The sequence below is a fragment of the Pseudomonas ficuserectae genome (assembly GCF_024584585.1).
Classification (GTDB): domain Bacteria; phylum Pseudomonadota; class Gammaproteobacteria; order Pseudomonadales; family Pseudomonadaceae; genus Aquipseudomonas; species Aquipseudomonas amygdali.
Window position 1 is genome coordinate 4,400,364 of the sequence record NZ_CP085684.1, and the last position, 25,046, is coordinate 4,425,409.

The 25,046-nt window shown below is 58.5% G+C and carries 24 protein-coding genes and 2 pseudogenes; 11 read left to right on the forward strand and 15 right to left on the reverse strand.

The window, feature by feature from the left end; all coding sequences use genetic code 11:
- Positions 1–48: 48 nt before the first annotated feature.
- The 5 genes from LJU29_RS19400 (at position 49) to LJU29_RS19420 (ending at position 4,733) form a co-directional block, all read left to right on the forward strand.
- Complete coding sequence (locus LJU29_RS19400) at positions 49–1,380, forward strand: TRZ/ATZ family hydrolase (RefSeq protein ID WP_257111075.1); 1,332 nt, start codon at positions 49–51, stop codon at positions 1,378–1,380.
- An 85-nt stretch (positions 1,381–1,465) separates the two neighbouring features.
- Positions 1,466–2,164, forward strand: a complete 699-nt coding sequence (ubiG, locus tag LJU29_RS19405; RefSeq protein ID WP_002554570.1) for a bifunctional 2-polyprenyl-6-hydroxyphenol methylase/3-demethylubiquinol 3-O-methyltransferase UbiG — start codon at positions 1,466–1,468, stop codon at positions 2,162–2,164.
- A 3-nt stretch (positions 2,165–2,167) separates the two neighbouring features.
- Positions 2,168–2,839, forward strand: coding sequence for an N-acetylmuramic acid 6-phosphate phosphatase MupP (gene mupP, locus LJU29_RS19410; RefSeq protein WP_005731282.1), 672 nt, complete (start codon positions 2,168–2,170; stop codon positions 2,837–2,839).
- 12 nt (positions 2,840–2,851) lie between these two features.
- Positions 2,852–3,592, forward strand: a complete 741-nt coding sequence (locus LJU29_RS19415; protein WP_005744705.1) for a YciK family oxidoreductase — start codon at positions 2,852–2,854, stop codon at positions 3,590–3,592.
- Between the two features lie 214 nt (positions 3,593–3,806).
- Positions 3,807–4,733 carry a GGDEF domain-containing protein gene (locus LJU29_RS19420; protein ID WP_002554573.1) on the forward strand — a complete coding sequence of 309 codons (927 nt, stop codon included), beginning with the start codon at positions 3,807–3,809 and terminating at the stop codon, positions 4,731–4,733.
- A gap of 29 nt (positions 4,734–4,762) precedes the next feature.
- Here the strand turns inward: LJU29_RS19420 and LJU29_RS19425 are convergent, their stop codons facing one another.
- From LJU29_RS19425 to LJU29_RS19455, 7 genes and pseudogenes are all read right to left on the reverse strand, one after another.
- Positions 4,763–5,548, reverse strand: coding sequence for an iron-containing redox enzyme family protein (locus LJU29_RS19425; protein ID WP_054995146.1), 786 nt, complete (start codon positions 5,546–5,548; stop codon positions 4,763–4,765).
- 29 nt (positions 5,549–5,577) lie between these two features.
- Positions 5,578–8,040, reverse strand: a pseudogene (locus LJU29_RS19430) (EAL domain-containing protein).
- A 123-nt stretch (positions 8,041–8,163) separates the two neighbouring features.
- Positions 8,164–9,990, reverse strand: a complete 1,827-nt coding sequence (locus LJU29_RS19435) for an ABC transporter ATP-binding protein (RefSeq protein ID WP_057404791.1) — start codon at positions 9,988–9,990, stop codon at positions 8,164–8,166.
- Positions 9,983–10,615 carry a DsbA family protein gene (locus tag LJU29_RS19440; protein ID WP_257111076.1) on the reverse strand — a complete coding sequence of 211 codons (633 nt, stop codon included), beginning with the start codon at positions 10,613–10,615 and terminating at the stop codon, positions 9,983–9,985. The genes LJU29_RS19435 and LJU29_RS19440 overlap by 8 nt, the downstream gene beginning before the upstream one ends.
- 3 nt (positions 10,616–10,618) lie before the next feature.
- Positions 10,619–11,557, reverse strand: coding sequence for an oxygen-dependent tRNA uridine(34) hydroxylase TrhO (trhO, locus tag LJU29_RS19445; RefSeq protein WP_032637872.1), 939 nt, complete (start codon positions 11,555–11,557; stop codon positions 10,619–10,621).
- Positions 11,558–11,744: 187 nt separating this feature from the next.
- Complete coding sequence (locus tag LJU29_RS19450; protein ID WP_002554579.1) at positions 11,745–12,038, reverse strand: BolA family protein; 294 nt, start codon at positions 12,036–12,038, stop codon at positions 11,745–11,747.
- A gap of 15 nt (positions 12,039–12,053) precedes the next feature.
- Positions 12,054–12,581 (reverse strand): DUF2059 domain-containing protein, encoded by a 528-nt coding sequence (locus LJU29_RS19455; protein ID WP_003314637.1) that lies wholly within the window; start codon positions 12,579–12,581, stop codon positions 12,054–12,056.
- Between the two features lie 169 nt (positions 12,582–12,750).
- Here LJU29_RS19455 and LJU29_RS19460 point away from each other — a divergent pair, with 169 nt between their 5' ends.
- The gene (locus LJU29_RS19460; RefSeq protein ID WP_002554581.1) at positions 12,751–14,145 is read left to right on the forward strand and encodes a class II fumarate hydratase; all 1,395 of its coding nucleotides are present in this window, start codon (positions 12,751–12,753) and stop codon (positions 14,143–14,145) included.
- Positions 14,138–14,752, forward strand: a pseudogene (locus LJU29_RS19465) (NAD(P)H-dependent oxidoreductase). The gene LJU29_RS19460 and the pseudogene LJU29_RS19465 overlap by 8 nt, the downstream one beginning before the upstream one ends.
- Positions 14,753–14,770: 18 nt before the next feature.
- Here the strand turns inward: LJU29_RS19465 and LJU29_RS19470 are convergent.
- On the reverse strand, positions 14,771–15,730 hold the full coding sequence (locus LJU29_RS19470; protein ID WP_257111077.1) for a DMT family transporter: 960 nt from the start codon (positions 15,728–15,730) through the stop codon (positions 14,771–14,773).
- 100 nt (positions 15,731–15,830) lie between these two features.
- Positions 15,831–16,430: a tRNA-uridine aminocarboxypropyltransferase gene (locus LJU29_RS19475; protein WP_257111078.1), complete on the reverse strand. Its 600-nt coding sequence runs from the start codon at positions 16,428–16,430 to the stop codon at positions 15,831–15,833.
- 225 nt (positions 16,431–16,655) lie between these two features.
- Between LJU29_RS19475 and LJU29_RS19480 the strand changes: the two genes are divergently transcribed.
- Entirely contained in the window at positions 16,656–16,949 is a 294-nt protein-coding gene (locus LJU29_RS19480; RefSeq protein ID WP_005755183.1) for a hypothetical protein, read from the forward strand.
- Positions 16,950–17,036: 87 nt separating this feature from the next.
- Here the strand turns inward: LJU29_RS19480 and LJU29_RS29360 are convergent, their stop codons facing one another.
- Positions 17,037–17,159, reverse strand: a complete 123-nt coding sequence (locus LJU29_RS29360) for a PA1414 family protein (protein WP_101165338.1) — start codon at positions 17,157–17,159, stop codon at positions 17,037–17,039.
- Positions 17,160–17,357: 198 nt separating this feature from the next.
- A complete protein-coding gene (locus tag LJU29_RS19485; protein WP_183135646.1) occupies positions 17,358–18,722 on the reverse strand; it encodes a DNA recombination protein RmuC in 1,365 nt (454 codons plus the stop codon).
- Positions 18,723–19,469: 747 nt separating this feature from the next.
- On the opposite strand from LJU29_RS19485, the gene LJU29_RS19490 reads away from it, so the two are divergent.
- The 3 genes from LJU29_RS19490 (at position 19,470) to LJU29_RS19500 (ending at position 22,000) form a co-directional block, all read left to right on the forward strand.
- Positions 19,470–19,775 (forward strand): hypothetical protein, encoded by a 306-nt coding sequence (locus tag LJU29_RS19490; RefSeq protein WP_257111079.1) that lies wholly within the window; start codon positions 19,470–19,472, stop codon positions 19,773–19,775.
- A 480-nt stretch (positions 19,776–20,255) separates the two neighbouring features.
- Positions 20,256–20,474, forward strand: a complete 219-nt coding sequence (locus LJU29_RS19495; RefSeq protein WP_002554588.1) for a hypothetical protein — start codon at positions 20,256–20,258, stop codon at positions 20,472–20,474.
- Between the two features lie 242 nt (positions 20,475–20,716).
- Positions 20,717–22,000: an OmpP1/FadL family transporter gene (locus LJU29_RS19500; RefSeq protein WP_371321894.1), complete on the forward strand. Its 1,284-nt coding sequence runs from the start codon at positions 20,717–20,719 to the stop codon at positions 21,998–22,000.
- A gap of 276 nt (positions 22,001–22,276) precedes the next feature.
- On the opposite strand, the gene LJU29_RS19505 is transcribed toward LJU29_RS19500, so the two are convergent.
- The 4 genes from LJU29_RS19505 to LJU29_RS19520 all read right to left on the reverse strand — a co-directional run bounded on the left by LJU29_RS19505 (position 22,277) and on the right by LJU29_RS19520 (position 25,045).
- Positions 22,277–22,828 (reverse strand): glutathione peroxidase, encoded by a 552-nt coding sequence (locus LJU29_RS19505; protein ID WP_002554590.1) that lies wholly within the window; start codon positions 22,826–22,828, stop codon positions 22,277–22,279.
- Positions 22,829–22,889: 61 nt separating this feature from the next.
- Positions 22,890–23,012, reverse strand: coding sequence for a hypothetical protein (locus LJU29_RS19510; protein ID WP_002554591.1), 123 nt, complete (start codon positions 23,010–23,012; stop codon positions 22,890–22,892).
- Entirely contained in the window at positions 23,009–24,217 is a 1,209-nt protein-coding gene (locus LJU29_RS19515) for an MFS transporter (protein WP_054995321.1), read from the reverse strand. The genes LJU29_RS19510 and LJU29_RS19515 overlap by 4 nt, the downstream gene beginning before the upstream one ends.
- A 96-nt stretch (positions 24,218–24,313) precedes the next feature.
- The gene (locus LJU29_RS19520; RefSeq protein WP_060407143.1) at positions 24,314–25,045 is read right to left on the reverse strand and encodes an adenosylcobinamide-GDP ribazoletransferase; all 732 of its coding nucleotides are present in this window, start codon (positions 25,043–25,045) and stop codon (positions 24,314–24,316) included.
- Between the last annotated feature and the right edge of the window lies 1 nt (position 25,046).

Below are 25,046 nucleotides of genomic sequence, written 5' to 3' on the forward strand. Positions count from 1 at the left end.
GCTCGGGTATACTTCGCCATCAACGTAATAAACGATGGAAACCTTCTCATGCCGAACGCTACAGCACCGCTCGACCTTTTGCTCCTGCCCGCCTGGCTGGTGCCGGTCGAGCCCGCAGGCGTGGTGCTCAAGGACCACGGTATCGGCGTGCGCGACGGCTGTATCGTCCACATAGGGCCGCGGGCCGAGGCATTGAGGCAAAACGCAGTGCAGGTGCAGGAGCTTCCCGGCATGCTGCTCAGCCCCGGCCTGATCAACGCCCACGGTCATGCAGCCATGACACTGTTTCGCGGGCTGGCCGATGACCTGCCACTGATGACCTGGCTGCAGGACCATATCTGGCCCGCCGAAGGCAAATGGGTCAACGAAGACTTCGTTCGCGATGGCACCGACCTGGCCATCGCCGAGCAGCTCAAGGGCGGCATCACCTGCTTCTCGGACATGTATTTCTACCCCAAGGTGGCTGCCGAGCGCGTCCACGCCAGCGGCATGCGCGCGCAGATCACCGTTCCGGTACTGGATTTCCCGATTCCGGGGGCTCACACAACGGATGAAGCACTGCACAACGGTATCGAGCAGTTCAACGACCTCGCCCATCATCCACGCATCAAGATCGCCTTTGGCCCGCATGCGCCCTACACCGTGGGCGACGAGAATCTGGAGAAGGTACGGGTTATCGCCGATGAACTGGACGCCATGATCCAGATGCATGTCCATGAGACCGCGTTCGAAGTCGAACAGGCTGTCGAACAGCGCCAGGAGCGCCCTCTCGCCCGCTTGAATCGCCTGGGCATGCTCGGCCCGCGCTTCCAGGCCGTGCACATGACGCAGATCAGCGACGACGATCTGGCCCTGCTGGTGGAAAGCAATACCAGCGTGATTCATTGCCCAGAATCCAATCTCAAACTGGCCAGCGGTTTCTGCCCGGTCGAACGGCTGTGGCAGGCCGGAGTTAATGTTGCGGTGGGCACCGACGGTGCCGCCAGCAACAATGACCTGGACCTGCTCGGCGAAACCCGCACCGCCGCCTTGCTGGCCAAGGCTGTCGCCGGCTCGGCCACGGCACTGGATGCACACCGTGCGCTGCGCATGGCGACGCTGAACGGCGCTCGCGCCCTGGGTATTCAGGCCGAGACCGGCTCGCTGGAGATCGGCAAGGCGGCAGACATGGTCGCTTTCGACCTGTCGGGCCTGGCCCAGCAACCGATCTACGACCCGGTGTCGCAGCTTATATATGCCACTGGCCGCGATTGCGTGAGTCATGTCTGGGTGGCCGGCAAGCAATTGCTCGACGCTCGCCGGCTGACTCGCATGGATGAACCCGCACTGCGCGACACCGCGATTGCGTGGGGCCAGCGTATTTCCGGTAAAGCCGAATAATTCGATTCGGACCGAACACATGCCAGTCAGGCTTATCTATAAGCCTGACTGATGAAAAAGAATTTTGAGTTCAAGAGGGACACCCATGAGCAACGTCGACCGCGCAGAAATCGCTAAATTCGAGGCCTTGGCCCATCGCTGGTGGGACCGCGAAAGCGAATTCAAGCCGCTGCATGACATCAATCCGCTGCGCGTCAACTGGATCGACGAGCGTGTCGGCCTGGCAGGCAAGAAGGTGCTCGACGTCGGCTGCGGCGGCGGCATTCTCAGCGAGGCGATGGCCCTGCGCGGCGCAACGGTCACCGGCATCGACATGGGCGAAGCGCCGCTGGCCGTAGCACAGCTGCATCAGCTTGAATCAGGCGTCAGCGTCGAGTATCGGCAGATCACCGCCGAGGACATGGCCGAAGAGATGCCCGAGCAGTTCGATGTGGTGACGTGCCTGGAAATGCTTGAGCACGTACCGGACCCATCGTCGGTGATCCGCGCCTGCTATCGCATGGTCAAGCCGGGCGGTCAGGTGTTTTTCTCGACCATCAACCGCAACCCGAAAGCTTATCTGTTCGCTGTGGTCGGTGCCGAATACATCCTCAACCTGCTGCCACGCGGGACCCACGACTTCAAAAAATTCATCCGCCCTTCCGAACTGGGTGCCTGGAGCCGCGATGCAGGCTTGCAGGTCAAGGACATCATCGGTCTGACCTACAATCCGCTGACCAAGCATTACAAGCTGGCCTCCGACGTCGACGTCAACTACATGATCCAGACCCTGCGGGAGGCATGACAGATGCGCCTGAGAGCGGTTTTATTCGACATGGACGGCACCCTGCTCGACACCGCACCGGACTTCATCGCCATTGCTCAGGCGATGCTGGCCGACCGCGGCCTTCCCCCCGTACCGGACAAACTGATCCGCGATGAAGTTTCAGGTGGCGCCAGGGCCATGGTGGCAGCGACCTTCGCGATGTCGCCGCAAGCGCCGCAATTCGAAGCATTGCGCCTCGAGTTCCTGGAGCGCTATCAGCGTGACTGCGCCGTCCACAGCAGACTGTTCGATGGCATGGGCGAGTTGCTGGTCGACATCGAGAAGGCCGGCCTGATCTGGGGCGTGGTGACAAACAAGCCGGTGCGCTTCGCTCAGCCGATCATGGAACAGCTCGGCCTGGCCGAACGCTCCGCCGTACTGATCTGCCCGGACCACGTCACGCACAGCAAGCCACACCCCGAGCCGATGATTCTGGCCTGCAAGATGCTCGACCTCGACCCGGCCAGCGTCCTGTTCGTAGGCGACGATCTGCGCGACATTGAGTCCGGCCGCGACGCAGGCACCAAGACTGCTGCCGTGCGCTACGGCTACATCCACCCCGACGACAATCCTGATCACTGGGGTGCCGACGTGGTGGTCGATCATCCGCTGGAACTGCGCAAGGTGCTGGATAACGCACTGTGCAGCTGCTGAACGAGGTTTTACATGTTTGACTACTCAGCGCACCCGGAACTGCTCAAGGGCCGGATCATTCTGGTAACCGGTGCCGCTCGCGGCATCGGTGCTGCAGCCGCAAAAACCTACGCAGCGCATGGCGCGACTGTTCTGCTGCTGGGCAGAACTGAAGCCAGCCTGGCTCAGGTCCATGACGAGATACAGGCAGCAGGTCATCTGCTGCCGTTGGTCATACCCTTCGATCTGGAAAGCGCCGACCCCGCGCAGTATCACGACCTGGCGACCATGATCGAGCGCAAAGTCGGCCGTCTTGACGGGCTGCTGCACAACGCCTCGATCATCGGACCGCGCACTTCAGTGGAACACCTGCCAGGCGAAGACTTCATGCAGGTCATGCACGTCAACGTCAATGCCACCTTCATGCTCACCCAGGCATTGCTGCCACTGCTTCGGCGCTCGACCGATGCATCGGTGGCCTTCACTTCCAGCAGCGTTGGTCGCAAAGGCCGCGCGCAATGGGGCGCGTACGGGGTATCGAAATTTGCTACCGAAGGCCTGATGCAAACCCTCGCCGACGAGCTTGAAGGCGTCACCAGTGTGCGGGCCAACAGCATCAACCCGGGCGCTACCCGTACCGGTATGCGTGCGCAGGCCTACCCTGACGAAAACCCGCAGAACAATCCCGCGCCTGAAGACATCATGCCGGTCTACCTGTACTTGATGGGACCGGACAGCAAGGGCATAAACGGGCAGGCGCTGAATGCTCAGTGAGCAAAAATAACCAGACATTGCCGTGACGGAAAACTGTCACGGCAGGCGTTTTTAGCGGCATTTTAAGTCAAGGAATTGCCGACTCGCCCTCACTGTCAGAGAGATGGCGTCAGCTAAACCACTGATTTTAATAAGTCCGGGCAAAAATGAACCGAATGGCACGACATCCCCTCTAACCCAGCCAAGCCAGCAATATGTGCTGAGGAGCGAAGAGATGAATTTTCCTACCCAGACCCATGCAATCGATTTCGATACGGCTGAACTGCAACGCCTGGGTTTTCGAAATCGACCCGACGCCATACTTCCACCCCCGTCACTGCCCGAGCTGGTTTATCAGCTTGGGCGACAATTGCAGACCAGCCTGGAAGCCGAGCGGATACTGACCCTGTTTTTTCAGGGTGTGCAACGGTTCCTGCCATTGAGTGGTCTGGCCTATCGACATATCGAAAGCGACCTGAATCTGCGTCTGGGCGAGATGTCATCCGACAGCGCCACTTTTCACCTGCGTCACGAGGGCAAGTGCATCGGTGAGCTGGAGTTTCAAGGCGCCAAGCCATTTGATACCCGGCAGCTGAGCGACCTTGAATCGCTGCTGGTCTGTCTGGTGTACCCGCTGCTGAACGCCCTGCTGTATCGCATTGCGACACAGACAGCGCTGCGCGACCCTTTGACCAGTACCGGTAACCGTATCGCAATGGATCAGGGCCTGGCTCGCGAGATAGAGATATCGCGTCGTCACAAGCAACCGCTTTCATTGCTGATGCTGGATATCGATCATTTCAAGAAAGTGAACGATGAGTACGGCCATCATACTGGCGATGATGTACTGAAAACCGTTGCGCAAAGCCTGAAAGCGCAACTGCGCAATATCGATCGTGTGTTCCGCTATGGCGGTGAAGAGTTCGTGGTGATTCTTTCCAACACCGGAGCCAGTTCGGCTGAACTGATCGGCGAACGCCTGCGCCAGGCCGTGCGGAACCTCGAGTTTCGCGAGCTTGACCCAGCTCTGACCATGACCGTCAGCCTGGGATGCTCAACACTACTGCCGGCAGAAACCGCCGACAGCCTGCTGCGCAGGGCCGACAACGCCCTGTATGTTGCTAAACGCGAAGGTCGCAACCGTCTTGCCATGGCCAGCTAGCACTCTTTCCTGCCTTTCTCGCCCAGCCGCTATACTTCCAGCGCGGCAACACGCCCACGCGCAGGCTTGACCTTGTCCAGCTGCATGCAGCGCTCCAGGAACAAATGCATGTAATCGTAACTCTTGGTAACGGCCTGACGCAGCTCAGCTTGCAGCTGCAGGCTCGGTTTATTACCCACCAACGTGCAAATGATCTCGAGCGCCTCCCAAGGGTGCGCGTCGTCGTACTGTGCATGCATCTTGAGCCATTTCATGGCTTTCTTGCGGGTTTCTTCAGGGAATGCTTCGGCGTACGCACCATTGGAACAGACCACTGCCGACCACTCGCCCGTCGCTCCTTCAATGGCATAGTTGGTGGCCGCCATCGCAACAGCCAGTGAGTCCGAAGAGCTGGTCTGCCAGCACCAGTGGCTCAGTGCGTGCAGCTCAGGCGCAACCCGTTGATCGTGGAGGTCTTCAAGCGTCACATCGTGCGCTGCACACCAGTTCACCCAGTAGTCAGCATGATTGAGTTCGACGCGAATATTGCGCATCAGCCAGCGGCGCGCCATGTCTTCGCCAGGATGACGACCAAAGCGGGTCTTGGTGAGGTTCTTGGCCATGTACACCGCGAACTGCTCGACAACCGGCCAACCGCCGATCAGGTAATGGCGCATGATCTGCGGACTCAGCTTCGCGTCACGCATCTGCCGGTACAACTCGTGCTCGACCACCCGTGCCTTTGCAGCGCTGCAATCCTTGATCAACTGCTGCGCCCAGGCCGGATAACTGCTGGCTTCCATGAGCGGACCGGTTCTCTCGAAAGTGTCGATCACTGGGTATCTCCTTATAGGGTTTCAACTGATTAACGTAGCGTTCCTGGCGCGCCGAACATCAGGGGGTCAGGCCGTACGGGCTGAATGTACAGACTCTCGCAAGTGAACAATTCAGGGCGTGATATCAGATACCCTTGTGCAAAATCCACGCCCATTTCCTGCAACGCAAACTCTATCTGCGGCGTTTCTACGTACTCGGCAATGGTGCGTTTGCCCATTACATGACCAATATTGTTGATGACCTCGACCATAGCCTTGTTGATCGGATTGTCGAGCATGTCCTTTACAAAACTGCCATCGATTTTCAGAAAATCCACAGGCAAGTGTTTGAGATAGGCAAAGGACGACATGCCCGAGCAGAAATCATCAAGGGAAAACTGACAGCCCAGCCCCTTCAACTCGTTGATAAAGCGAATCGCGCTGTCCAGGTCTGCAATGGCACTGGTTTCAGTGATCTCGAAACAGATCATTCCAGGCGATACGGCAAATGCCTTGAACTGCTGCTTCAGGTATTCGAGGAACGTATCATCGCCGATACTTGAACCTGACAAATTTATAGCACATAGCGCCTGCGGTGCCTGATGCCGATCATCACTCTGGCATTGGGCGATCACTTTGAAGACATTGTGCACCACCCAACGATCCAGCGTCGTCATAAGGCCGTAGCGCTCGGCAGCCGGGATAAAGTTGTCCGGAACCACCATTCGTCCGGACTCATCACGCAGGCGCAGGAGGATTTCTATGTGCCGCACCTCATCGCCTTCACCTTTGATCGAAGCGATTTCCTGCGCATAAAGGCAAAAGCGATTTTCATCCATTGCCATGTGCAGACGTTGTATCCAGGCCATCTCGCCGAACCGCATCGACAGAGTCAGGTCGTCAACACTGTAGACCTGAACCCGGTTGCGGCCTCTCTCCTTGGCCATATAACAGGCCATGTCGGCAGCAGACAACGACCCTTCAAGCTTGGCGGGTGTATCGCCGAGCTGCACCAGACCGATACTTACGGTAGTCATGAATGGCCGACCTTTACACATGAAATGCAGGGTCTGCACGATCTCGCGCAACCCCTCGGCTATATCGAGGGCCGTGTCGGCAGGACAATCGACCAGCAACACGCCGAACTCGTCACCTCCCAACCGGGCCAGTGTGTCACCGTCGCGCAAGCCCTGCGGCAGTGCCCGGCAAAGCTGGCGCAGCAGCTCATCGCCCGCCGCATGACCACCGGTGTCATTGACCAGTTTGAACTGATCCAGGTCAAGAAACATAAGGCAGTGGCTGCTCGCCTGATCGTCAATACCATCCAGTACCCGCTGCAGGCGATGCTCGAATTCACTGCGATTGACCAGCCCGGTCAGCGGATCATGGGCGGCCTGCCATGACAGATCGGCGATGTACTGACGCTCCTGTGTCATGTCATGCAGTACCAGCACCGCCCCGCTGACCACCCCCTCGTTGTAGATCGGCGTACCGACCAGTGCTACCGAGACCGTACTGCCATCCAGCCGCTGGATAAGCTTGCTGTTGGCGCTGCCGCCCTTGAGCTTGCCGGTGACGATCTGTTCGACCAGCGTCGAGGTGTCCTTCTGATCGTTTTCATCCAGCAGATTGAACAGCGCTGTCAGCGGAAGCCCGCTGGCCTAGGTGCTTTTCCAGTGCGTCAGGCCCTCGGCTGCGGGGTTCATGTAGACAATGGCCCCGGCCACGTCGATGGTGATCACTCCGTCGCCGATGGACTCCAGGGTAATCTGGGCGCGCTCTTTCTCAAGTTGCAGGGCATCAGCAAACACGCGCCGCTGGACAATCAGACGACGCACACGCAGCAGCGCCAGAAGAATCAGTAAAACGGCAGTGACCAGATTGACCGCAATCAGCAGGTTGAGGATGAACCGGGCCCCCTCGCCCAGCGCATCACTGAACGCCCGCGCTGCGGGTGTTACCCCTTCATTGATGACATTGATCTGCACTCGCCACTGATTGACCTCGGCGGCAGTCACCTCACCCTCACCGACCCGGTCGTGAATATTCCGCGCAAGTTCATTGAGCTGCATGAGGTAGCCATCACCCACCTCCCAAAAGTGAATGGCCTGCTTCATGAAGCTGAAGTTATGGAAGTTCAGGTACATCCAGATGATGCCGTTCGCGTCATCGGGGTGATTGCCGCCCTGAATGATCCCGGCCCTGGCATCCGCCATGGACGGAATAGGCTGATCGAGCGCCTTGCGCAAGGCGTGGCCGCCCTGAGGGACGGAAAATGCGTTTTGATACTTCAGATAGTCACGCTCATCATGCGTGATGGCGTATAGGCTCAGGTAATGGATGGCGTCTTTCTGGCCCTTGGACCAGAGACTCTCGCCCGCCACATAGCTGCGCACCGCAGACATGGTGTAGAGACTGACACACCCCAGCAACGCCTGAAACAGCGCGACGGCAATGAATGGCCATACGATGCCCAACAGACGGGGCTTGGAGAAGGTCCATGGTTGATTCATGGGTTTCACCTCACCACATGCCTGAATAAACGTCTAGCGCAGAGACTAGGCTAAATTCATAAATGATGGCAGGTGATTCTCCCGCAATCGAGCCAACCTGTGCGCTGATCGAGGCATCGCACATCAGATTTGTTGCAAGTGTCCGTACAGCTTTGCGTAAAGACCTCCATCGGCAATCAACTGTTGGTGTCCGCCGTCTTCGACAATCCGCCCGCCATCAAACACCAGCACCCGGTCAGCCTGCTTCACGGCCGACAGGCGGTGCGCGATGATCAGCGTTGTGCGACTACGCAGAAAACGTGCGAGGGCCTGATGCAGGTTGTACTCGGTAGCCGCGTCCAGCGCCGAGGTAGCTTCATCGAGAATAACCACTTTAGGGTCGGACAATACCATACGTGCGATGGCCATGCGCTGACGCTGGCCACCCGACATTCTGACCCCGGAGCGCCCTACCACGCTGTCCAGACCTTGTGGCAGATCGCGGATCGCAGAATCGAGTTGCGCAACTTCCAGCGCACGCCAGCAGGCTTCGTCGCTGCAGTCACGACCCATGGTCAGGTTGGCGCGCACCGTGTCATTGAACAGGGCGGGATGCTGCAGTACCACGGCAACGTTCTCGCGCACAGTGTCCAGACCGATATCCTGCTGACTGACGCCGCCAAAACGGATCACTCCGGTGCGGGCCGTGTACAAGCCCAGCAGCAACTGCACCAAGGTGCTCTTGCCGCCACCACTGGCACCGACGATGGCGACTTTTTCACCCGGCGCGATGCTCAGGTTCAACTGATCCAGCACCAAGTCTTCGCCATAACCGAAACTCAGGCCACGCACCTCGACCCCCACGGTCTCGCGCCCTGCGAAAGGGTCAGTGCCGCCGACATATTGCGGCTCATCGGCACGCGCCAGCAGCTCGTTGATACGCGTCAGAGCACCACCCGCCGCGTAATAGGCGTATTGCAGATTCAACAGTTGCTCAACCGGCGTCATCATGAACCACAGGTAGCTGAACACCGCGAGCATCTGCCCGATCGACAGGTCCGAGAACAACACCGTGAGCATTGCGGCGGCACGAAAGATATCGATACCGAACTGGAACAGCAGCCCGCTGGCACGTCCCGAGGCGTCGCTTTTCCATTGCGAATTGATGGCGTAATCACGCACTTCCTGCGCCCGCACGCCCAGCCGACCAAGGAAGAAACCCTGTCGATTACCCGCCCTGACTTCCTGAATCGCATCCAGTGTTTCACTCAGCGCCTGGGTAAAACGCGACGTGCTGTCGTTTTCCAGCTTCTTGAGATGCTTGACCCGCTTGCCCAGCTTTACCGTGAGCAGAATCACCAGCGGGTTGAACAGCATAATCAGCAGCGCCAGCTTCCAGTGCATCCACATCAGAATGCCCGCCGTGCCTGCCAGGGTCAGCGTGGCTACCAGCAGTCGGCTGAGGGTTTCGCCGACAAACTTGTCCAGCGTGTCCAGGTCGGTCACCAGATGCGTAGTCACCGTGCCGCTGCCCAGGCTTTCGTACTCACGCAGGGAAATGCGCTTGAGCCGTTCGATCAAACGTAGCCGGATACGGTAGACGATATCCTTGGCCAGCCCGGCAAACAGCCGCGCCTGCAGAACGTTGAACACCAGCGCTCCGACACGCAGTACCAGAGTCAGCAAGAGCATCAGGCCGATGTAGCCCGCCGCCTTTTGCAGGCCGTCAGGCAGCAAGTGATTCATGACTTTCAGTGCCGCATCGCCGCGCCCCAACAGCACTTCGTCAACCAGCAACGGCAGCAACAACGGGATCGGCACGCTGCACAGTGTCGCCAGAACCGCGACACCATTGGCCAGCCACAGGGCTTTTTTATGACGCAACGCAAGACGCCGGATCTCGGCCCAACTCAACGCATCGCCATGCTTGGCTTGCGACTGCCGGGCGGCATCGGGCGATTCATCACGCACTGGCTGCACGCTCCAGCCATCGACCCAGCAAGGGCGAAAGGCTGCTCAACGGCTGATAACCGTTGGTCAACAGCGCCAACTGGCCGTTACGCTCGGCAAGCAGGGTCGGAAAACCGGCGATGCCCAGATCCTGCGCCCAGGCGAAATCAGCTGCCGTGGCAGCTTGCCGCTCCTTACTCTCGAATTCATCGGCAAATGCCTGACGCGACAGCCCCGCCTGCTCGGCCAGTTCGACCAGCAATGAAGGGCGTGTTACGTCACGACCTTCGCTATAGAAAGCCCGCTGAATCAGCCCTACCAGTTCCCAGGCGCGGTCCGGGTCCAACTGCCGTGCCGCAGTGACGGCCAGACAGGCAGGCGTGGTGTCGTAGACAAAACCTTCCGGCAGCGCACCGTAGCGAAGAAACGGCTGGCCGGTGGCCTCTTCGACCGCCTGCCAGTGCTCGAGAATGTAACGACGCTTGGCCGGCTCCAGCGCTGCACCCTCAGAGCGCAGACCGCCCATGACCAGATGCAGCGGCACGCCCGCTGCCCGAGCCTGTTGCACCAACGCGTCGGCAACTGGAGCGAAGCCCCAGCACCAGGAGCACATAGGGTCCATGACATAGATCAGGCGGGCAGACATGGCTCAGGCCTCGGAGGGCAAACGATAGTTGCGACCAATCGGATGGGGCTGGTTACGTGCCTTGGCCAGTTCGATCTGTTTTTGTCGGTCGATGGCGCTGCGACGAGTCTTCTCGCTCAGCGAATCCCAACAATGCGGGCAACTGACACCCGGTGAGTAATGCTCGCTGGCACGATCCTCGGCACTGATCGGCGTGCGGCAGGCATGGCATTGATCATAATCGCCTTCGGTCAGGTCGTGGCGCACCGTAACCCGGTTGTCGAACACGAAACACTCGCCGCGCCACTGACTTTCCTGCTCGGGGACTTCTTCCAGATATTTGAGAATCCCGCCCTTGAGGTGATAGACCTCTTCAAAACCTTCGCCCAGCATGTAACTGGAGGCTTTTTCGCAGCGAATGCCACCGGTACAGAACATGGCGACCTTCTTGTGCACCGCCGGGTCGAAATGCGCCTTGATGTACTCCGGAAACTCGCGAAAAGACGTGGTCTTCGGATCTATGGCGCCCTCGAAGGTGCCAATCGAGACTTCGTAGTCGTTGCGGGTATCGATCAACAGCACTTCAGGGTCAGTGATCAGCTCGTTCCAATCCTTGGGCTCGACGTACGTACCGACGCTCTTGTTGGGGTCGACACCCTCTACGCCCAGGGTCACGATCTCTTTCTTGAGCTTGACCTTGGTGCGATAGAACGGCTGCTCGTCGCAGTAGGATTCCTTGTGGTCGATGTCGATCAGACGCGGATCGCTCTTCAACCAAGCCATCAGGCCGTCAATGCCTTCGCGGCTGCCGGACACCGTACCGTTGATGCCTTCATCGGCGATCAACAGCGTGCCCTTGATGCCGTTGTCGACCATCGCCTGCAACAGGGGCTCGCGCAGTTCCACGTAATCGCTGAGGGTGACGAACTTGTACAGCGCGGCCACGACGATCGGCTGAGTCATCGGCTCTTGAGTCATGTGTCTCTCCAGTGGCGACCCTCGCAAAGGGCCTACCGGGTAAAAATGTGCGGACAAAAAAACGCACCGGCCAGGCGGCGCGGTGCGGATTCTAGCAAAAACCGGAGTGCCGCAGGCAGGTCAGCGGATCAATAGCCCCGGTAAAAGGGCGCAAATCAGCCAAAAACCCTGATCAGTGACCGCCAGCGCAGGTCGGTGAAGCAGGTGCTGCACCGACCTTCGACCATTCTTCAGGCGTGTAAGTGTGCAACGCCAGCGCATGAAACTCGCCCATCAGGGCACCCAGCGTGGCGTAAACCTTCTGGTGCCGCTTGACCGAATTCAGGCCCTGAAACTGATCACTGACCAGAACAGCCTTGTAATGGGTCTGCTGACCACGACTGTGCATGTGGCTCTCGTCGAGCACTTGCAGATGGTGCGGTTGCAGCAGCGCAAGCGCCGACTCGATTCGTTGTTGCATGGTCATGGCAGCAATCGCCTGTCAGGGCTTTTTGGCAGGAGCTGGAGCGGCTGCCTTGGCAGGTTCCAGTTCGGCAGTCATGTCAGCCAGAAGCTTGTTGACGACCGGCACTGCGCTTTCCAGTTTGCTTTGGGTCAGTTGGGCCGATTGCTGAGCCAGCTCAGGCATTTTGGTCATCACTTTCTTGCCCAGCGGAGACTGGTAGAACGCAACCAGGTCCTTCAGCTCGCTTTCGGTGAAGTTGGCAGTGTACAGCTTGACCATCTCAGGCTTGAGCTTGTTCCAGCCAATAGCCTGGTCCAGAGCGGTGTTGGCCTTGGCCTGATAGGTTTCAAGCAGGGCTTTTTTCGATGCAGGTGCCTTGGTTTCAGCAAAACGCTGGGCGAACATCTGTTGAACCTGTGCATAGACCGGAGCGCCCAGGCGATCGGCGTTGGCAAGCTTCAGGAACGTTTCGGCGCTCGCGTTGTGACTGGCGGTGTCGGCGAAGACCTGGCCGCTGGCACAGACCAGGGCTACCGCGGTACAAATGGCACGAAGACGGGTCATCGAGTTTCCTTATCTAGCAAACGAGGCATTACCCCAGGGCCGACCATTCTGCGCTTATCTGGGCTTTTGGCTCAACCCCCGGTTCACCCAGCGGTTAAAAAGCACTGCGCGGGAACCCTGTAGGCATATGGACACCTAACCCTGCAACGCACTTAAAGGAGTAAGAACAGTGAGCCGCACCGAAACCGACAGCATTGGCCCGATCGAAGTCCCCGAAGATGCCTACTGGGGCGCGCAGACCCAACGCTCACTGATCAATTTTGCGATTGGCGATCAGCGTATGCCACTGCCCGTTCTGCACGCGCTGACCCTGATCAAGAAAGCCGCGGCACGCGTCAACGACCGTAACGGCGATCTGCCCGCCGACATTGCCCGCCTGATCGAACAGGCCGCCGATGAGGTGCTCGACGGTCAGCACGACGCGCAATTCCCGCTGGTGGTCTGGCAGACCGGCAGCGGCACGCAAAGCAACATGAACGTCAACGAAGTGATCGCAGGCCGAGCTAACGAACTGGCAGGTCAGGGCCGTGGCGGTAAATCACCAGTTCACCCCAACGATCACGTCAACCGCTCGCAAAGCTCCAACGATTGCTTCCCGACAGCCATGCACATCGCCACTGCCCAAGCGGTCAAGGAACAGCTGCTGCCCGCCATCGCCGAGCTTTCCAGCGGGCTTGCCGAACAGGCTGCGCGGCACATGAAACTGGTCAAGACCGGGCGCACGCACATGATGGACGCGACGCCTATCACCTTTGGCCAGGAGCTGTCGGGGTTTGTCGCGCAACTGGATTACGCAGAAAAGGCCATTCGCGCTGCGCTTCCCGCCGTCTATGAGCTGGCTCAGGGCGGTACTGCGGTCGGTACCGGGCTCAACTCGCCGAAAGGCTTCGCCGAGGCCATCGCAGCAGAGCTGGCTGCACTGTCCGGGCTGCCGTTCGTCACTGCGCCCAACAAGTTCGCCGCACTGGCCGGTCACGAGCCGCTTGCAGCACTTTCCGGCGCATTGAAGACCTTGGCCGGAACCCTGATGAAAATCGCCAACGACCTGCGCCTGCTGGGTTCCGGCCCGCGTGCCGGGCTGGCCGAAGTCAGGCTGCCAGCCAATGAGCCCGGCAGTTCGATCATGCCCGGCAAGGTCAACCCGACCCAGTGCGAGGCCTTGTCGATGCTCGCCTGCCAGGTCATGGGCAACGACGTGACCATCGGCTTCGCCGCCAGCCAGGGCCACCTGCAACTGAACGTCTACAAGCCGGTGATCATCCACAATGTGCTGCAATCGATCCGCTTGCTGGCCGATGGCTGCAGCAATTTCAATGAACACTGCATTGCAGGCATGCAGCCGGATGCTGAAAAAATGGCTGAGCACCTGGAGCGCGGACTGATGCTGGTTACTGCACTCAATCCGCATATCGGTTATGACAAATCGGCGCAGATTGCCAAGAAGGCTTACACCGAAGGCCTGACCCTGCGTGAAGCCGCATTGGCGCTGGGTTATCTGACCGATGAGGAGTTCGACGCCTGGGTGCGTCCGGACAAAATGCTCGAGGCAGGCAGTAATGGCTGATGCCAGAAGCGGCGCAACGCCACTGGAAGGTAACGGCAAACGGATTCTGATGGTTTACGGTACGCCGAAAGCCATCAGCCTCTGCCATGCCCTTGGCGAAGCCTATGCACAGGCTGCGCGCAGTAAAGGGCATGTGGTGCGGGAACTCAAGCTGGGCGAGCTGGATTTCGATCCTATTCTGCACAACGGCTACGATCAAACCCAGACACTTGAACCGGACCTGCTCGACGCCCAGCGCCAGATTCACTGGGCCGAGCATCTGGTATTCGTCTATCCCGTCTGGTGAGGTGGCTTGCCGGCGCTACTGACGGGCTTTTTCGACCGGGTACTGACGCCAGGTTTTGCGTTCAAGACCCACGGCCGCAAGCATTCCTCCAATGAGCTGCTCCGAGGCCGCACTGCGGAGCTGCTGGTCGCCATGGACACGCCGCCACGCTATTTTCAATGGATTTACGGCGCGCCGGCTCACCGGCAGATGGTGCGGACGATATTGGGCTTTTGCGGGATAAAAACCAAACGCCTTACCGAATTTGCCCCGGTGCACAGTGCCAGCGAACAGCAACGCCAGGAATGGATTCTCCAGGCACAGGCACTGGGCAAGCGCTGATCTGTCCGGGCGGTGAATTCAGGCCTGTGCGAGCCTTGCCTTGCGCGCTCTGAGGCCAGCGACCAGTGAAGGGCCAAGCGCGGTCAGCGCCGACCCCGTCACGACCAGCAGCGCGCCGCCATAACCTATCACGTTCAATTCCTCTGCCTGCACATAATCAGGCCATAGCCACGCTGCGGCAGCCACGGCGGTCAGCGTAACCAGCGGCGTCAACGCAAGCGTCGCGCTAACCCGTGATGCCTCCCAATGCGCGAGCGCCTCAGCGAAAGCACCATAGGCCACCAGTGTATTCAGACAGCAGGCGAGTAGCAGCCAGCCCTGCAACGGGCTCAACAATAACGCCTCGGCGGGGTGCGCCCAGGGCGTTAGCAACAGCGCACAGAACAGGTAAATCACCATCATCACCTGAAGCGAATTCCACACGGTCAGGAGCTGCTTCTGGCTCAATCCATAGAACGTCCAGATGGTCGAGGCCAGGAGCACCACCAGCACACCAAGGGTGTAATCGCCCAACGAGGTGAACAGCTCCACCAGACGCTGATTGAAAAAGAAGCCGAAACCTATCAGCAAGACGGCCAGACCAATGCCCTGCCCCAGACTGAAACGTTCCTTGAACAAAAAGATACTGCTGATCAACAGGAAGATCGGGCCGACCTGAACCAGTAATTGCGTGGTACCGGGGCTTAGCAGCCGCAAGCCGATGAGGTACAGCACGTAGTTGCCGACTAGGCCGAATACCGCCAGCCCCACCAGTACCTGACCCTTGCGTCCCAGCACCTTGAAGCTGGGCAGGCGCTTGACCGACGCCAGCCAGATGAACAACAGCGCGCCGGAAACAGCCAGGCGAAACCAGGTCACAGTGACAGGGTCCATCACCTGCAGAACCTGCTTGAGCTTGATTGGCAGAATGCCCCAGAGCAACGCAGTCAACAACGACAGACAAAGGCCATAGACCCAGCGACCAGACGAGATGTGCATTGAACCTTCCGCAAGAGATAGAACCAGTTGCTCATTCTAGGCGCTGATCTGCAAAGCAACAGTTACAGCTGGGCGCAGTTAACGCCGCCAATTGTGTTCTTTACCCCTGACCGCCGTGATTGCGCTGATACGTCTCGCTGCCCATTGCCTGAATCTGACCTTCGATCAAGGCGTCGAAAGGCTTCAGCAGCGCCTCGAAAGAGCGTGGCGCTTCCAGCGTCTGCAACGTATGAACGATAGCCTCAAGCGTCGATAAGGCATCCGGACCCGGCGCTTTGCGCAAGCGATAACGCGAAACCGGCACAATGCCTGGTGTGACCCTTGGCAGGCCCGCCAACAAGGGGTTGAGGTGCAGCAGTTTGCGCGCCTTGCGCCAGGTGCCATCCGGCACGACCAGCAACATGGGCAGCGAGTTCTGCACATAGGGCAGCAACGTCTCGGCAGCGTCACCCGGAAACAGCAACCGCGCCTGGTAGCCGGTCGGGTTCAAAAGCGTTTGCAGATCATCGAACACTTCCCCCACCCGCAACTGCGCATTGACCAGACCCAGTGCGGCCAGTCGCGCCGTATTCAACGCATGGCCGGCTTCATCGGGATGCTGCAGGATCAACACTCGCGTGCGGCTGTCCAATTGCGGAATCAAGGCGCAGAGACAGTGCGGGACGGGACGCAGGCAACGTTTACAGCGGGCGCGGGGCATCGGTTCTTACTCGGACAATCCAAAAGGGTTAAAACATGCCGCGCTGCGCCATGACCTTGAGCTCATCACAACCGCCTGTCGAACTGCGGCGCAGTTTAACCGGATAGCCCCCATTGCGCGGGGGTAAACCGTAGCTGCAACAGCGATTTGAGCTAGCCTTGAGGTCTGGGCTGGTGAAATGAAGTACGCCTGCTGAATCTGACAAGATCAACCTCAGGGGCTTTCATGAATCGCGAAGAAATCAAACAGAAGGTGTTTGACGCGCTAGGCATCATTCTAGTGGATAAAAGCATGATTCACGAAGGTGCCACCTTCATCGACCTGGCTTTTGAGGACGATGACATAGAGTGCCTGTTCGCGGCGCTGGGGGACGTCTTCAACTTCGCGTTTCCTGACCAGATCAAGGAACAGGCCATCACAAAGCCCGAGGACTTTTCCCTGCACATGATCATCGAGCTAATTCTGTTAATGGGAAGCGAAGGCAACAAAACCAAGGGAAAACCTGAACATCGGCATTGAATGCCAGCCCTTGTATCGGGACACTCCTGTGCGTCCCGACCAGATTCAATATGCGCTCTGCCCAGCGAAGAGGGTCAGGCGAGAGGTTTACCGGCGTTGGCGACGACGATCATCATCGGCACGAACCGGAATGGGCTGCAGTTTTGGTCGTTCTATAAGACCCAATGCAACGCCTGCGTCATGGAGCCATTCTTGCAGTTTGCTATTCATAGAGCCCCCTTGAGGGAAATACCCGGCAGTCAATCTGTACACATCACTCACTAGAGATCATAGAAGCAAATGAACCGTTAGCCGAGTGCTACGGAAAACAATTTTCCGATAGAGCCAATGTGACATTTGTACAGGTTCGCTTCTAGTCTTTGCGACGGACGGCCTGTTACTGAACGTTGCGCCGACGAGCCAAACTGATCATTCAGGCGGACTGATCAGGCCGTCATTGTCAGTCATAGCCCGTTCGAGCAAGTCTGCGGGCAGACTCTTGCTGGCACGCGCACCCAGCAGCTTGAGTTGCTCGCTACGGCTTATCAGGTTGCCGCGCCCCTCCGTCAGCTTGTTGCGCGCCGCCGAGTAGGCCTTGTCCAGTTGCTGCAGACGGTTGCCTACCTCGTCCAGGTCCTGAATGAACAACACAAACTTGTCGTACAGCCAGCCTGCCCGCTCGGCAATCTCGCGCGCGTTCTGGCTCTGACGTTCCTGCTTCCACAGGCTGTCGATGACCCGCAAGGTGGCCAGCAGTGTGGTGGGGCTGACAATCACGATGTTGCGATCAAAAGCTTCCTGAAACAGATTCGGCTCCGCCTGCAAGGCTGCAGAAAAAGCCGCTTCGATAGGCACGAAGAGTAGAACGAAATCCAGACTGTGAAGCCCCTCAAGACGCTTGTAATCCTTGCCCGAGAGGCCTTTGACGTGATTGCGCAGCGACAGCACATGTTGCTTGAGCGCAGCCTGACCGATAACGTCGTCATCAGCCGATACGTACTGCTGATAAGCCGTCAGGCTGACCTTGGCATCGACCACCACTTGTTTGTCACCGGGCAGCATGATCAGCACATCAGGCTGAAAGCGCTCGCCATCCGGCCCCTTGAGGCTTATTTGCGTCTGGTATTCACGGCCCTTTTCAAGCCCGGCATGCTCCAGCACCCGCTCAAGAATCAGTTCACCCCAGTTACCCTGGGTCTTCTGCCCTTTCAAGGCGCGCGTCAGGTTGGTGGCTTCATCGCTCAAACGTTGATTCAACTGCTGCAGACGCTCTAGCTCCTTCGCCAGCGAAAAACGTTCGCGGGCTTCGTTCTGATAACTTTCCTCGACGCGCTTTTCGAACGACTGGATGCGCTCCTTGAGCGGTGTGAGCAATTGCCCCAGTTGCTGCTGGCTGGTTTCGGCAAAACGCTGCTCACGCTCATCAAAGATCTTGCCTGCCAACTCGGCGAACTGCGCGCGCAGCTCATCCCGGGAACCCTGCAGATCATTCAGGCGCTGCTGATGGCTGTCCTGCTGTTCACGCAACTCGGCATTCAATGCCGCGCACTGCGCATCCAGACGACGCAACTCGGCTTCTCTGCCGGCACGCTCATGATTCCAGGCATGCGCCGTTTCGCGAGCGCTATCGCCTTCCTGACGCAGCAACTCGACCTCGCGCCGCAGCGCTGCAAGGTCGGCCTGTTTGGCCGCATTGGCCTGGCTGAGGTCACTCACCTCGTCGCGGCAGGCATCCAGTTGCGCATTGAAGCCTTCCTGCGCCATCTGCGCCATGCTCAGGCGCTCGTCCAGCAGCGCGCTCTCGGCCTGACGAAGTGCCAGACGACGCTGCAACTGCCAGAGCAATGCCAACAAGGGCACAGCAGCTGCAGCAAGCCCCAGTAACAGGCTGTTCAGGTCCAGTGCCATAAAGACTCCATGCAGGCTGAATCATCGCCAGCGGCAGTGTGGGTAAGCGCGTGATAGTGCAGCAGAAACGTCGTCTAGGGCGAGGCAAGATCAACAGGCGGGGGCAAATCGGGGGAACGGATTGTACGCGCTTTCAGCAACGTGCACAGCCCCCATTTCGGGGACATTTCAGCCGGGACAATCCACAGAAGCTGTGGATAACTCAGTGGACAACCCCCCTTTAACTTCCGCAAACGCAAGCAGGATGCGGCCTGCGCTCAAACTGACGATTTTTTCACCAGCTAAAAAAAACGATGTTTTTCATTGACTTAATAATTCACCATCATAAATCAAACCCTTAGCAACGCTTGTGACAGTGATATGGCAGCTTGTTCAGCTAATGTGCACAACTCCTTGCCGGGGCTCTTTTCAGCCATTTCGGGCATCATATGATTGTTGCTCGATTGCATCTTATTCTCAATGAATACGTGGCTTTCAGCAGCCTTTCAACCACTGGGATCGACCTGTCGCCGACGCAATCCACACCTCACCAGACGCCTTGAAAACAATGCAGGCGACAAATCGTGCATCTCGCGGTCCAAGCACTGCCAAAAAAGACCAAATATCAGCCACCAAGGATTCAGTGAAGGCCCCATGAGGGAGATAGTGAAGTTCTTCCTGCTGCTGATGGCCGTCTGCATCGTCGCCCTGGCCACCAGTATTGTCCTGCCACCACCGGACGGCGGCGGCTTCGCCTACAGCGTGCTGTTGTCTGCAATTGTGCTGCTACTGATCATCTGCAGCGACCTGAGCAATGGACGTATCAACAAGACAGGCGACATCATGCGCGCCATCGAAGGCCGCAAGTCCCTGCGGCTGACCATCGCTGCCTACCTGCTCGGCTGCTCGATGGTCGCATCCGTGACCGTGCTGATCTTCCGTATGGTCGGGCACTGGTGAATTTTATTTACCGACGCTTGCAATACTTCGAAATGGCGGGTAGCATCACCGCCGTTAGTACCAAGCTGAAAATCAATTCCGGTCGACAAGTCCCCCGACAGACACTCCTCCATGCGACGAGAATGTTGGCAACAAGGGATCGACCACCTCGATGGTTTCCAGACATGAACCTTTCGCGCTGATGCACCATTTGGGGTGACAGTGCAGTCATGGCTTTCATGGTCTGCTTCAACCAGCCTGCAATTGATCAGGATCTTCACCCGGAGCGTAGAACCTTTGCTCCTGTTGTGTTGCCTGCCCTCCTAAGTACCTACCGGTCAGCCAGAGCGCCATACGATAAAGCGCGCTTCAACTGCCTGTCTTTGTTCCAGTCAGGTTCTCCGCCCAGCCAGGCTTTTGTATCAAATGTCGGCCCGCGTTTACTGGAATCTTTATTTATGCACGGTATTGTTCCGTGTTGTTTCAGGAAACACCTTGAATATGAATACTCAAACCCAACACGCAATTCACACATTGACCAATGCTTTTGCCCCGATGAACTGCCTGATCATGGCCGCTCGCAAAGGCTGTTTCAGTTTTACAATCGTCAACGAACACGGCATCGCCCGTCACAGCGAACGCCTGTACCCCGATCAGTACGCAAGCGCCGAACCGCTGCAAGCCGTGATCGAGCGTACTCGTCAAGCACTCATCGCCTGACGCAAACGATTCACCGCTCGCCAAAAGCCCCGCCCTGCAAAGCGGGGCTTTTTTATGCCCGCTCTATATTGAATTGACGACATTAACCAATGTGCAGCACTGGGACTTCGTCTAAATTGCAATTCCCACGGCTTTATCAAGATTGTCCTACAAGAATAGCTCTAAATCGGGCTCCTCAGCCTATAGCGCGCCATCGAAAATGTTGGTAATTTTCGACCGGTGAACAACAAGGAGTTCTAATAATGAAAATAATGACAAAAACACTGAACCGGACAACACTTGGACTCGCCCTGGGTCTGGCTTCTTCTCAACTGCTTGCAGCCGGTTTTGCCCTAAACGAACAAAGCATCAGCGGCATGGGCACAGGCTTTGCAGGTCGCTCCTCGTCAGCCGATGATGCAAGCACCGTATTCGCCAACCCTGCCGGCATGTCCCGAATCAAACGCGAACAAATCAGCGTCGGCGCCGCAGCCGTGATTGCCAAGACCGACATCGACAACGGTCGCGGCACATTCGGCGGCAGCAACGACGGTGACATGGTTCCGGTGGTCGGCGTGCCAATGGGCTATTACGTCAAACCTATCGATGATCACTGGGCATTTGGTCTGGGCGTGTACGTCCCGTTCGGCCTGGTCACTGATTACGAAAAAGGCTTCGCCGGCCGCTACTGGGGCGACAAGAGTCACGTGCAGGTCGTGACCTTCCAGCCAACCGTCAGCTATGCATTCAATGACAAGGTTTCCATCGGTTTCGGCCCGACCATCAACCGCATCGACGGTGAACTGACCTCGGCAACATTGAACGCCGCAACACCTGGCCGTAATGACGGCAAGGTGAAGATCGAAGGCGATGACACCGCAATCGGCTTCAATGCCGGCATTCTGGTGCAGGCTATCGACACCACTCGTCTGGGCCTGACTTACCACTCCAAGGTCGATTACAAGCTCAAGGGCAAGACCAAGATCGAAGGCTCGGGCTTCGGCCCGTTCGGCGGCCAGAAGTACGATGCTTCGCTGGACATCTCCACGCCTGAGTCGGTGGACTTCTCTATCACCCAGCAACTCGACGAGAACTGGACTGTTTACGCAGGCAGTACCTGGACTCGCTGGAGCCGCCTGCAAGACATCACCGTCAACAACGATGGCGTCCCTGCTCTGCTGGGCGGTTCTGCCGGCCCAATCGGCACTATCACCGAAGAACAGAACTGGCACGACACCTGGGCGCACGCCATCGGTGCCTCGTACAAGGTCAATAAAGAGTGGACCCTGCGCACAGGTTTCTCCGTTGATCAGTCGCCGACCAACAACGTCAACCGCTCCCCACGCATCCCGACTGGCGATCGCAAGATCATCAGTTTCGGTGCAGGCTGGAGCCCGACCGACGACCTGACCATCGACGTGGCGTACTCGTACCTGCGTGAAGACGAAACCAAGATCCGCGACTCCAGCGCGACCAAAGGTTCGTACAGCGCTGACTACCGCAACACCGCTCACGGCCTGGGCACTTCGGTTACCTATCGCTTCTGATAGCAACTGCCAGGCTGAAAAAAGCCCGCAACCAGTAATGGTTGCGGGCTTTTTATTGCGTGCCTGATGCGCTCAGATCCGCATTGATTGACTGCCGTACAGATACTCCGCGTCATTGACGGGCTACCGTACAGATGCTCCGCCTCATGACTGACTATCGTGCCGACGCTCCGCGTCGGCATGCAGTTCTGGACGCTCTGCGTCCTCGTTGTGGCGCTCCGCGTCACACAAGGCTTCTGCGATGTCAGGCAGATTCAGACAACACTCAAGCCCGCCCTAAGGCTTCGACGCAATCGCCTTTTCAATGGCTGCGATCAGCTCAGGATCATCCGGCTTGGTCATGCTGGAGAAGTTGGCAATGACTTTACCCTGGCGATCAACCACGTACTTGTAGAAATTCCAGCGCGGCGCACTGCTTTGCTCGGCCAGCACCTTGAACAAATGAGTCGCATCATCGCCGCGTACGGCCTGCGGCTCGGTCATGGTGAAAGTCACGCCGTAATTGACATAGCAAACCTTGGCGGTCTCCTCACCATCCTTGGCTTCCTGTTTGAAGTCATTGGACGGCACGCCCAACACCTCAAGCCCCTGCCCCTTGTAGCGCTGACTCAGCTCTTCAAGCCCTTTGAACTGCGGGGCAAAGCCACAGAAACTGGCGGTGTTGACCACCACCAGCGGCTTGCCGGCAAAGCGTTTGCACAGGTCGATGTTTTCCTTGGCGCGCAGCTTGGGCAACTCGCCCTGCAGCAGCGGCGGACAGTCGGCAGCCATTGCAGCGCCACTCATGGCCAGCAGCAGAAGAGGAATCGAAACAAAGCGAATGTTCATCATGGCGGCCCTGGATAATGTTGTCGTTTGTCGACACGCTACCCCATGCCAGGCTGTCTGCCTAGCAAGCGCCCATTCCCAGTTGCAACGCAGCCAGTCCAACGTGCTGCCAGGCCCACCACACCAGCCCCAACACCACCGCGCCTGCGAGCACCGCCGCCAGTAGAGGCCAGCGGCGGCTCATGCCAGGCTACCCTGCGCCTGCAACCTGGCCACCGGGAGCTCACGCACCGGCCAGTTCAACGCGGCGGCCAGCAGACTCAGCAGTATCGAGACTTGCCAGACGAGGTCGTAGTTGCCGGTACGGTCATACACCAGCCCGCCCAGCCAGCCGCCGAGGAATGCGCCTAACTGGTGAAACAGAAAGACGATACCGCCCAGCATCGACAGGTTACGCACACCAAACAGTGTCGCTACCGTGCCGTTGGTCAGCGGCACAGTCGACAGCCACAGCAGGCCCATTGCTACGCCGAACAGATAGGCAGTGGTCTGGCTCAGCGGGACCCAGAGAAACAAGACGATCACCACCGCGCGCAATAGATAAAGCGCGGTCAACAGTCGAGGTTTGGACATGCGCCCGCCCAGCCAGCCAGCGGTGTAAGTGCCAAAGATATTGAACAACCCGATCAAGGCCAGCACCGTTGTACCGACCTTGGCGGGCAAGTGTTGATCCACCAGATAGGCTGGCAGGTGCACGCCGATGAACACCACTTGAAAGCCACAGACGAAGAAACCCAGTGCCAGCAGCCAGAACCCCGAATGCGAGCAGGCTTCACGCAGCGCCTCGCCCAGCGTCAGCTCGATGCCGGTAGACACGCTCGGCGTATCCTTGAGCATGCCTACCAAGGGCAGGATCAGCGCCACCATCAAGCCCAGCACCAGCAAGGCACCGGACCAGCCCAACCAGCTGATCAAGCCCAGTGTGCCGGGCAACATGGCGAACTGGCCGAATGAACCCGCCGCGCTGGCGATCCCCATGCCCATGCTGCGTTTTTCCGCAGGCAGCGCGCGCCCGACGACACCCAGAATGACCGAAAAAGACGTGCCGGACAGACCAATACCGATCAGCAAACCAGCACTAAGGGAAAGACTGAGAGACGAATCAGCCATACTCATGCACAACAGCCCTGCCGCATACAGCACACCGCCAACGAAGACGACTTTGGCCGCGCCAAATCGATCTGCCAGCGCCCCGGCGAACGGCTGCGCCAGACCCCACATAAGGTTCTGCAAGGCGATGGCAAAGGCAAAGACCTCACGCCCCCAGCCAAAATCCGCGCTCATGGGCGCCAGAAACAGGCCGAAACCGTGCCGCGTGCCCAGCGAAAGCGCAAGGATCAACGCACTGCCCAGCAGAACCCAGCCGCTGGTACGCCAGATCGATGTCATGGTTAAGCTCCCTGCACTTTGTTACATGGTTTTACCTGCGAATCGCGAAGCTACGCGCTGCCGGTAAAAGCTGTCAACAAAGCATTGGCAGGGCTGTTAAAGCAGCGCCAGCGTCAGCAGGACTGCCAGCTCCAACAGTTCGAGCAGCGCCCCGGCGGTGTCGCCCGTGCAGCCGCCCAGACGGCGCATCATCAACTGCCGCAGCCAGAAGAAACAAACGGCGCAGACCAGCAATACAGCTACCCCTGACCAGCCGGCGAGCAGCACGCACGCAATGGCAGTGGCGGCCAAAACCCTGCGTCCAGGGCCACGCGGCAGGTGATCGGCGAGCGCCTGCCCCAATCCCCCGGAACGCACATATGGCGTTCCCAGAAACAGCCCAAGCATGGCAGCGCGTCCGATCAGCGGCGCCAACAGCAGCCCGATACTGCTGTGACTTTCGATCAGCGCCAGAATCGCTGCAAATTTGAGCAGCAGCACCAGCACCAGCGTGACCACGGCAATCGGCCCGCTACGCGGGTCCTTCATGATCTGCAAGGTACGTTCGCGATCACCAAAACCGCCCAGCCAGGCGTCGGCACTGTCGGCCAGACCGTCCAGATGCAAGCCGCCACTGAGCAGCACCCAGGCGCTGAGTACCAACGCGGCATGCAGCATGAGCGGCGTACCACTGAGTAGCGCGCTGAAACCCAGCAGCAGCATGCCGAACACCACGCCTACCAGCGGGTAGAACAACAACGAACGCCCAAGCTCTTCCGGGCGCGGCATGCCGGGCAGACGAATCGGCAGGCTACCGAGAAATTGCAGGGCGATCCAGAACGGCAGCATC

Bases quoted from the DNA above. Each gene is read 5' to 3' on its own strand.
- LJU29_RS29360 (WP_101165338.1), bottom strand. From the start codon at position 17,159: ATGAATAGCAAACTGCAAGAATGGCTCCATGACGCAGGCGTTGCATTG.
- LJU29_RS19520 (WP_060407143.1), bottom strand. From the start codon at position 25,045: ATGCTGCCGTTCTGGATCGCCCTGCAATTTCTCGGTAGCCTGCCGATT.
- LJU29_RS19450 (WP_002554579.1), bottom strand. From the start codon at position 12,038: ATGACCATGCAACAACGAATCGAGTCGGCGCTTGCGCTGCTGCAACCG.
- LJU29_RS19475 (WP_257111078.1), bottom strand. From the start codon at position 16,430: ATGCCCCGCGCCCGCTGTAAACGTTGCCTGCGTCCCGTCCCGCACTGT.
- LJU29_RS19480 (WP_005755183.1), top strand. From the start codon at position 16,656: ATGAATCGCGAAGAAATCAAACAGAAGGTGTTTGACGCGCTAGGCATC.
- LJU29_RS19455 (WP_003314637.1), bottom strand. From the start codon at position 12,581: ATGACCCGTCTTCGTGCCATTTGTACCGCGGTAGCCCTGGTCTGTGCC.
- LJU29_RS19400 (WP_257111075.1), top strand. From the start codon at position 49: ATGCCGAACGCTACAGCACCGCTCGACCTTTTGCTCCTGCCCGCCTGG.
- LJU29_RS19440 (WP_257111076.1), bottom strand. From the start codon at position 10,615: ATGTCTGCCCGCCTGATCTATGTCATGGACCCTATGTGCTCCTGGTGC.
- LJU29_RS19415 (WP_005744705.1), top strand. From the start codon at position 2,852: ATGTTTGACTACTCAGCGCACCCGGAACTGCTCAAGGGCCGGATCATT.
- LJU29_RS19500 (WP_371321894.1), top strand. From the start codon at position 20,717: ATGAAAATAATGACAAAAACACTGAACCGGACAACACTTGGACTCGCC.
- LJU29_RS19515 (WP_054995321.1), bottom strand. From the start codon at position 24,217: ATGACATCGATCTGGCGTACCAGCGGCTGGGTTCTGCTGGGCAGTGCG.
- ubiG (WP_002554570.1), top strand. From the start codon at position 1,466: ATGAGCAACGTCGACCGCGCAGAAATCGCTAAATTCGAGGCCTTGGCC.
- LJU29_RS19470 (WP_257111077.1), bottom strand. From the start codon at position 15,730: ATGCACATCTCGTCTGGTCGCTGGGTCTATGGCCTTTGTCTGTCGTTG.
- trhO (WP_032637872.1), bottom strand. From the start codon at position 11,557: ATGACTCAGCCGATCGTCGTGGCCGCGCTGTACAAGTTCGTCACCCTC.
- LJU29_RS19495 (WP_002554588.1), top strand. From the start codon at position 20,256: ATGAATACTCAAACCCAACACGCAATTCACACATTGACCAATGCTTTT.
- mupP (WP_005731282.1), top strand. From the start codon at position 2,168: ATGCGCCTGAGAGCGGTTTTATTCGACATGGACGGCACCCTGCTCGAC.
- LJU29_RS19420 (WP_002554573.1), top strand. From the start codon at position 3,807: ATGAATTTTCCTACCCAGACCCATGCAATCGATTTCGATACGGCTGAA.
- LJU29_RS19490 (WP_257111079.1), top strand. From the start codon at position 19,470: ATGAGGGAGATAGTGAAGTTCTTCCTGCTGCTGATGGCCGTCTGCATC.
- LJU29_RS19510 (WP_002554591.1), bottom strand. From the start codon at position 23,012: ATGAGCCGCCGCTGGCCTCTACTGGCGGCGGTGCTCGCAGGCGCGGTG.
- LJU29_RS19505 (WP_002554590.1), bottom strand. From the start codon at position 22,828: ATGAACATTCGCTTTGTTTCGATTCCTCTTCTGCTGCTGGCCATGAGT.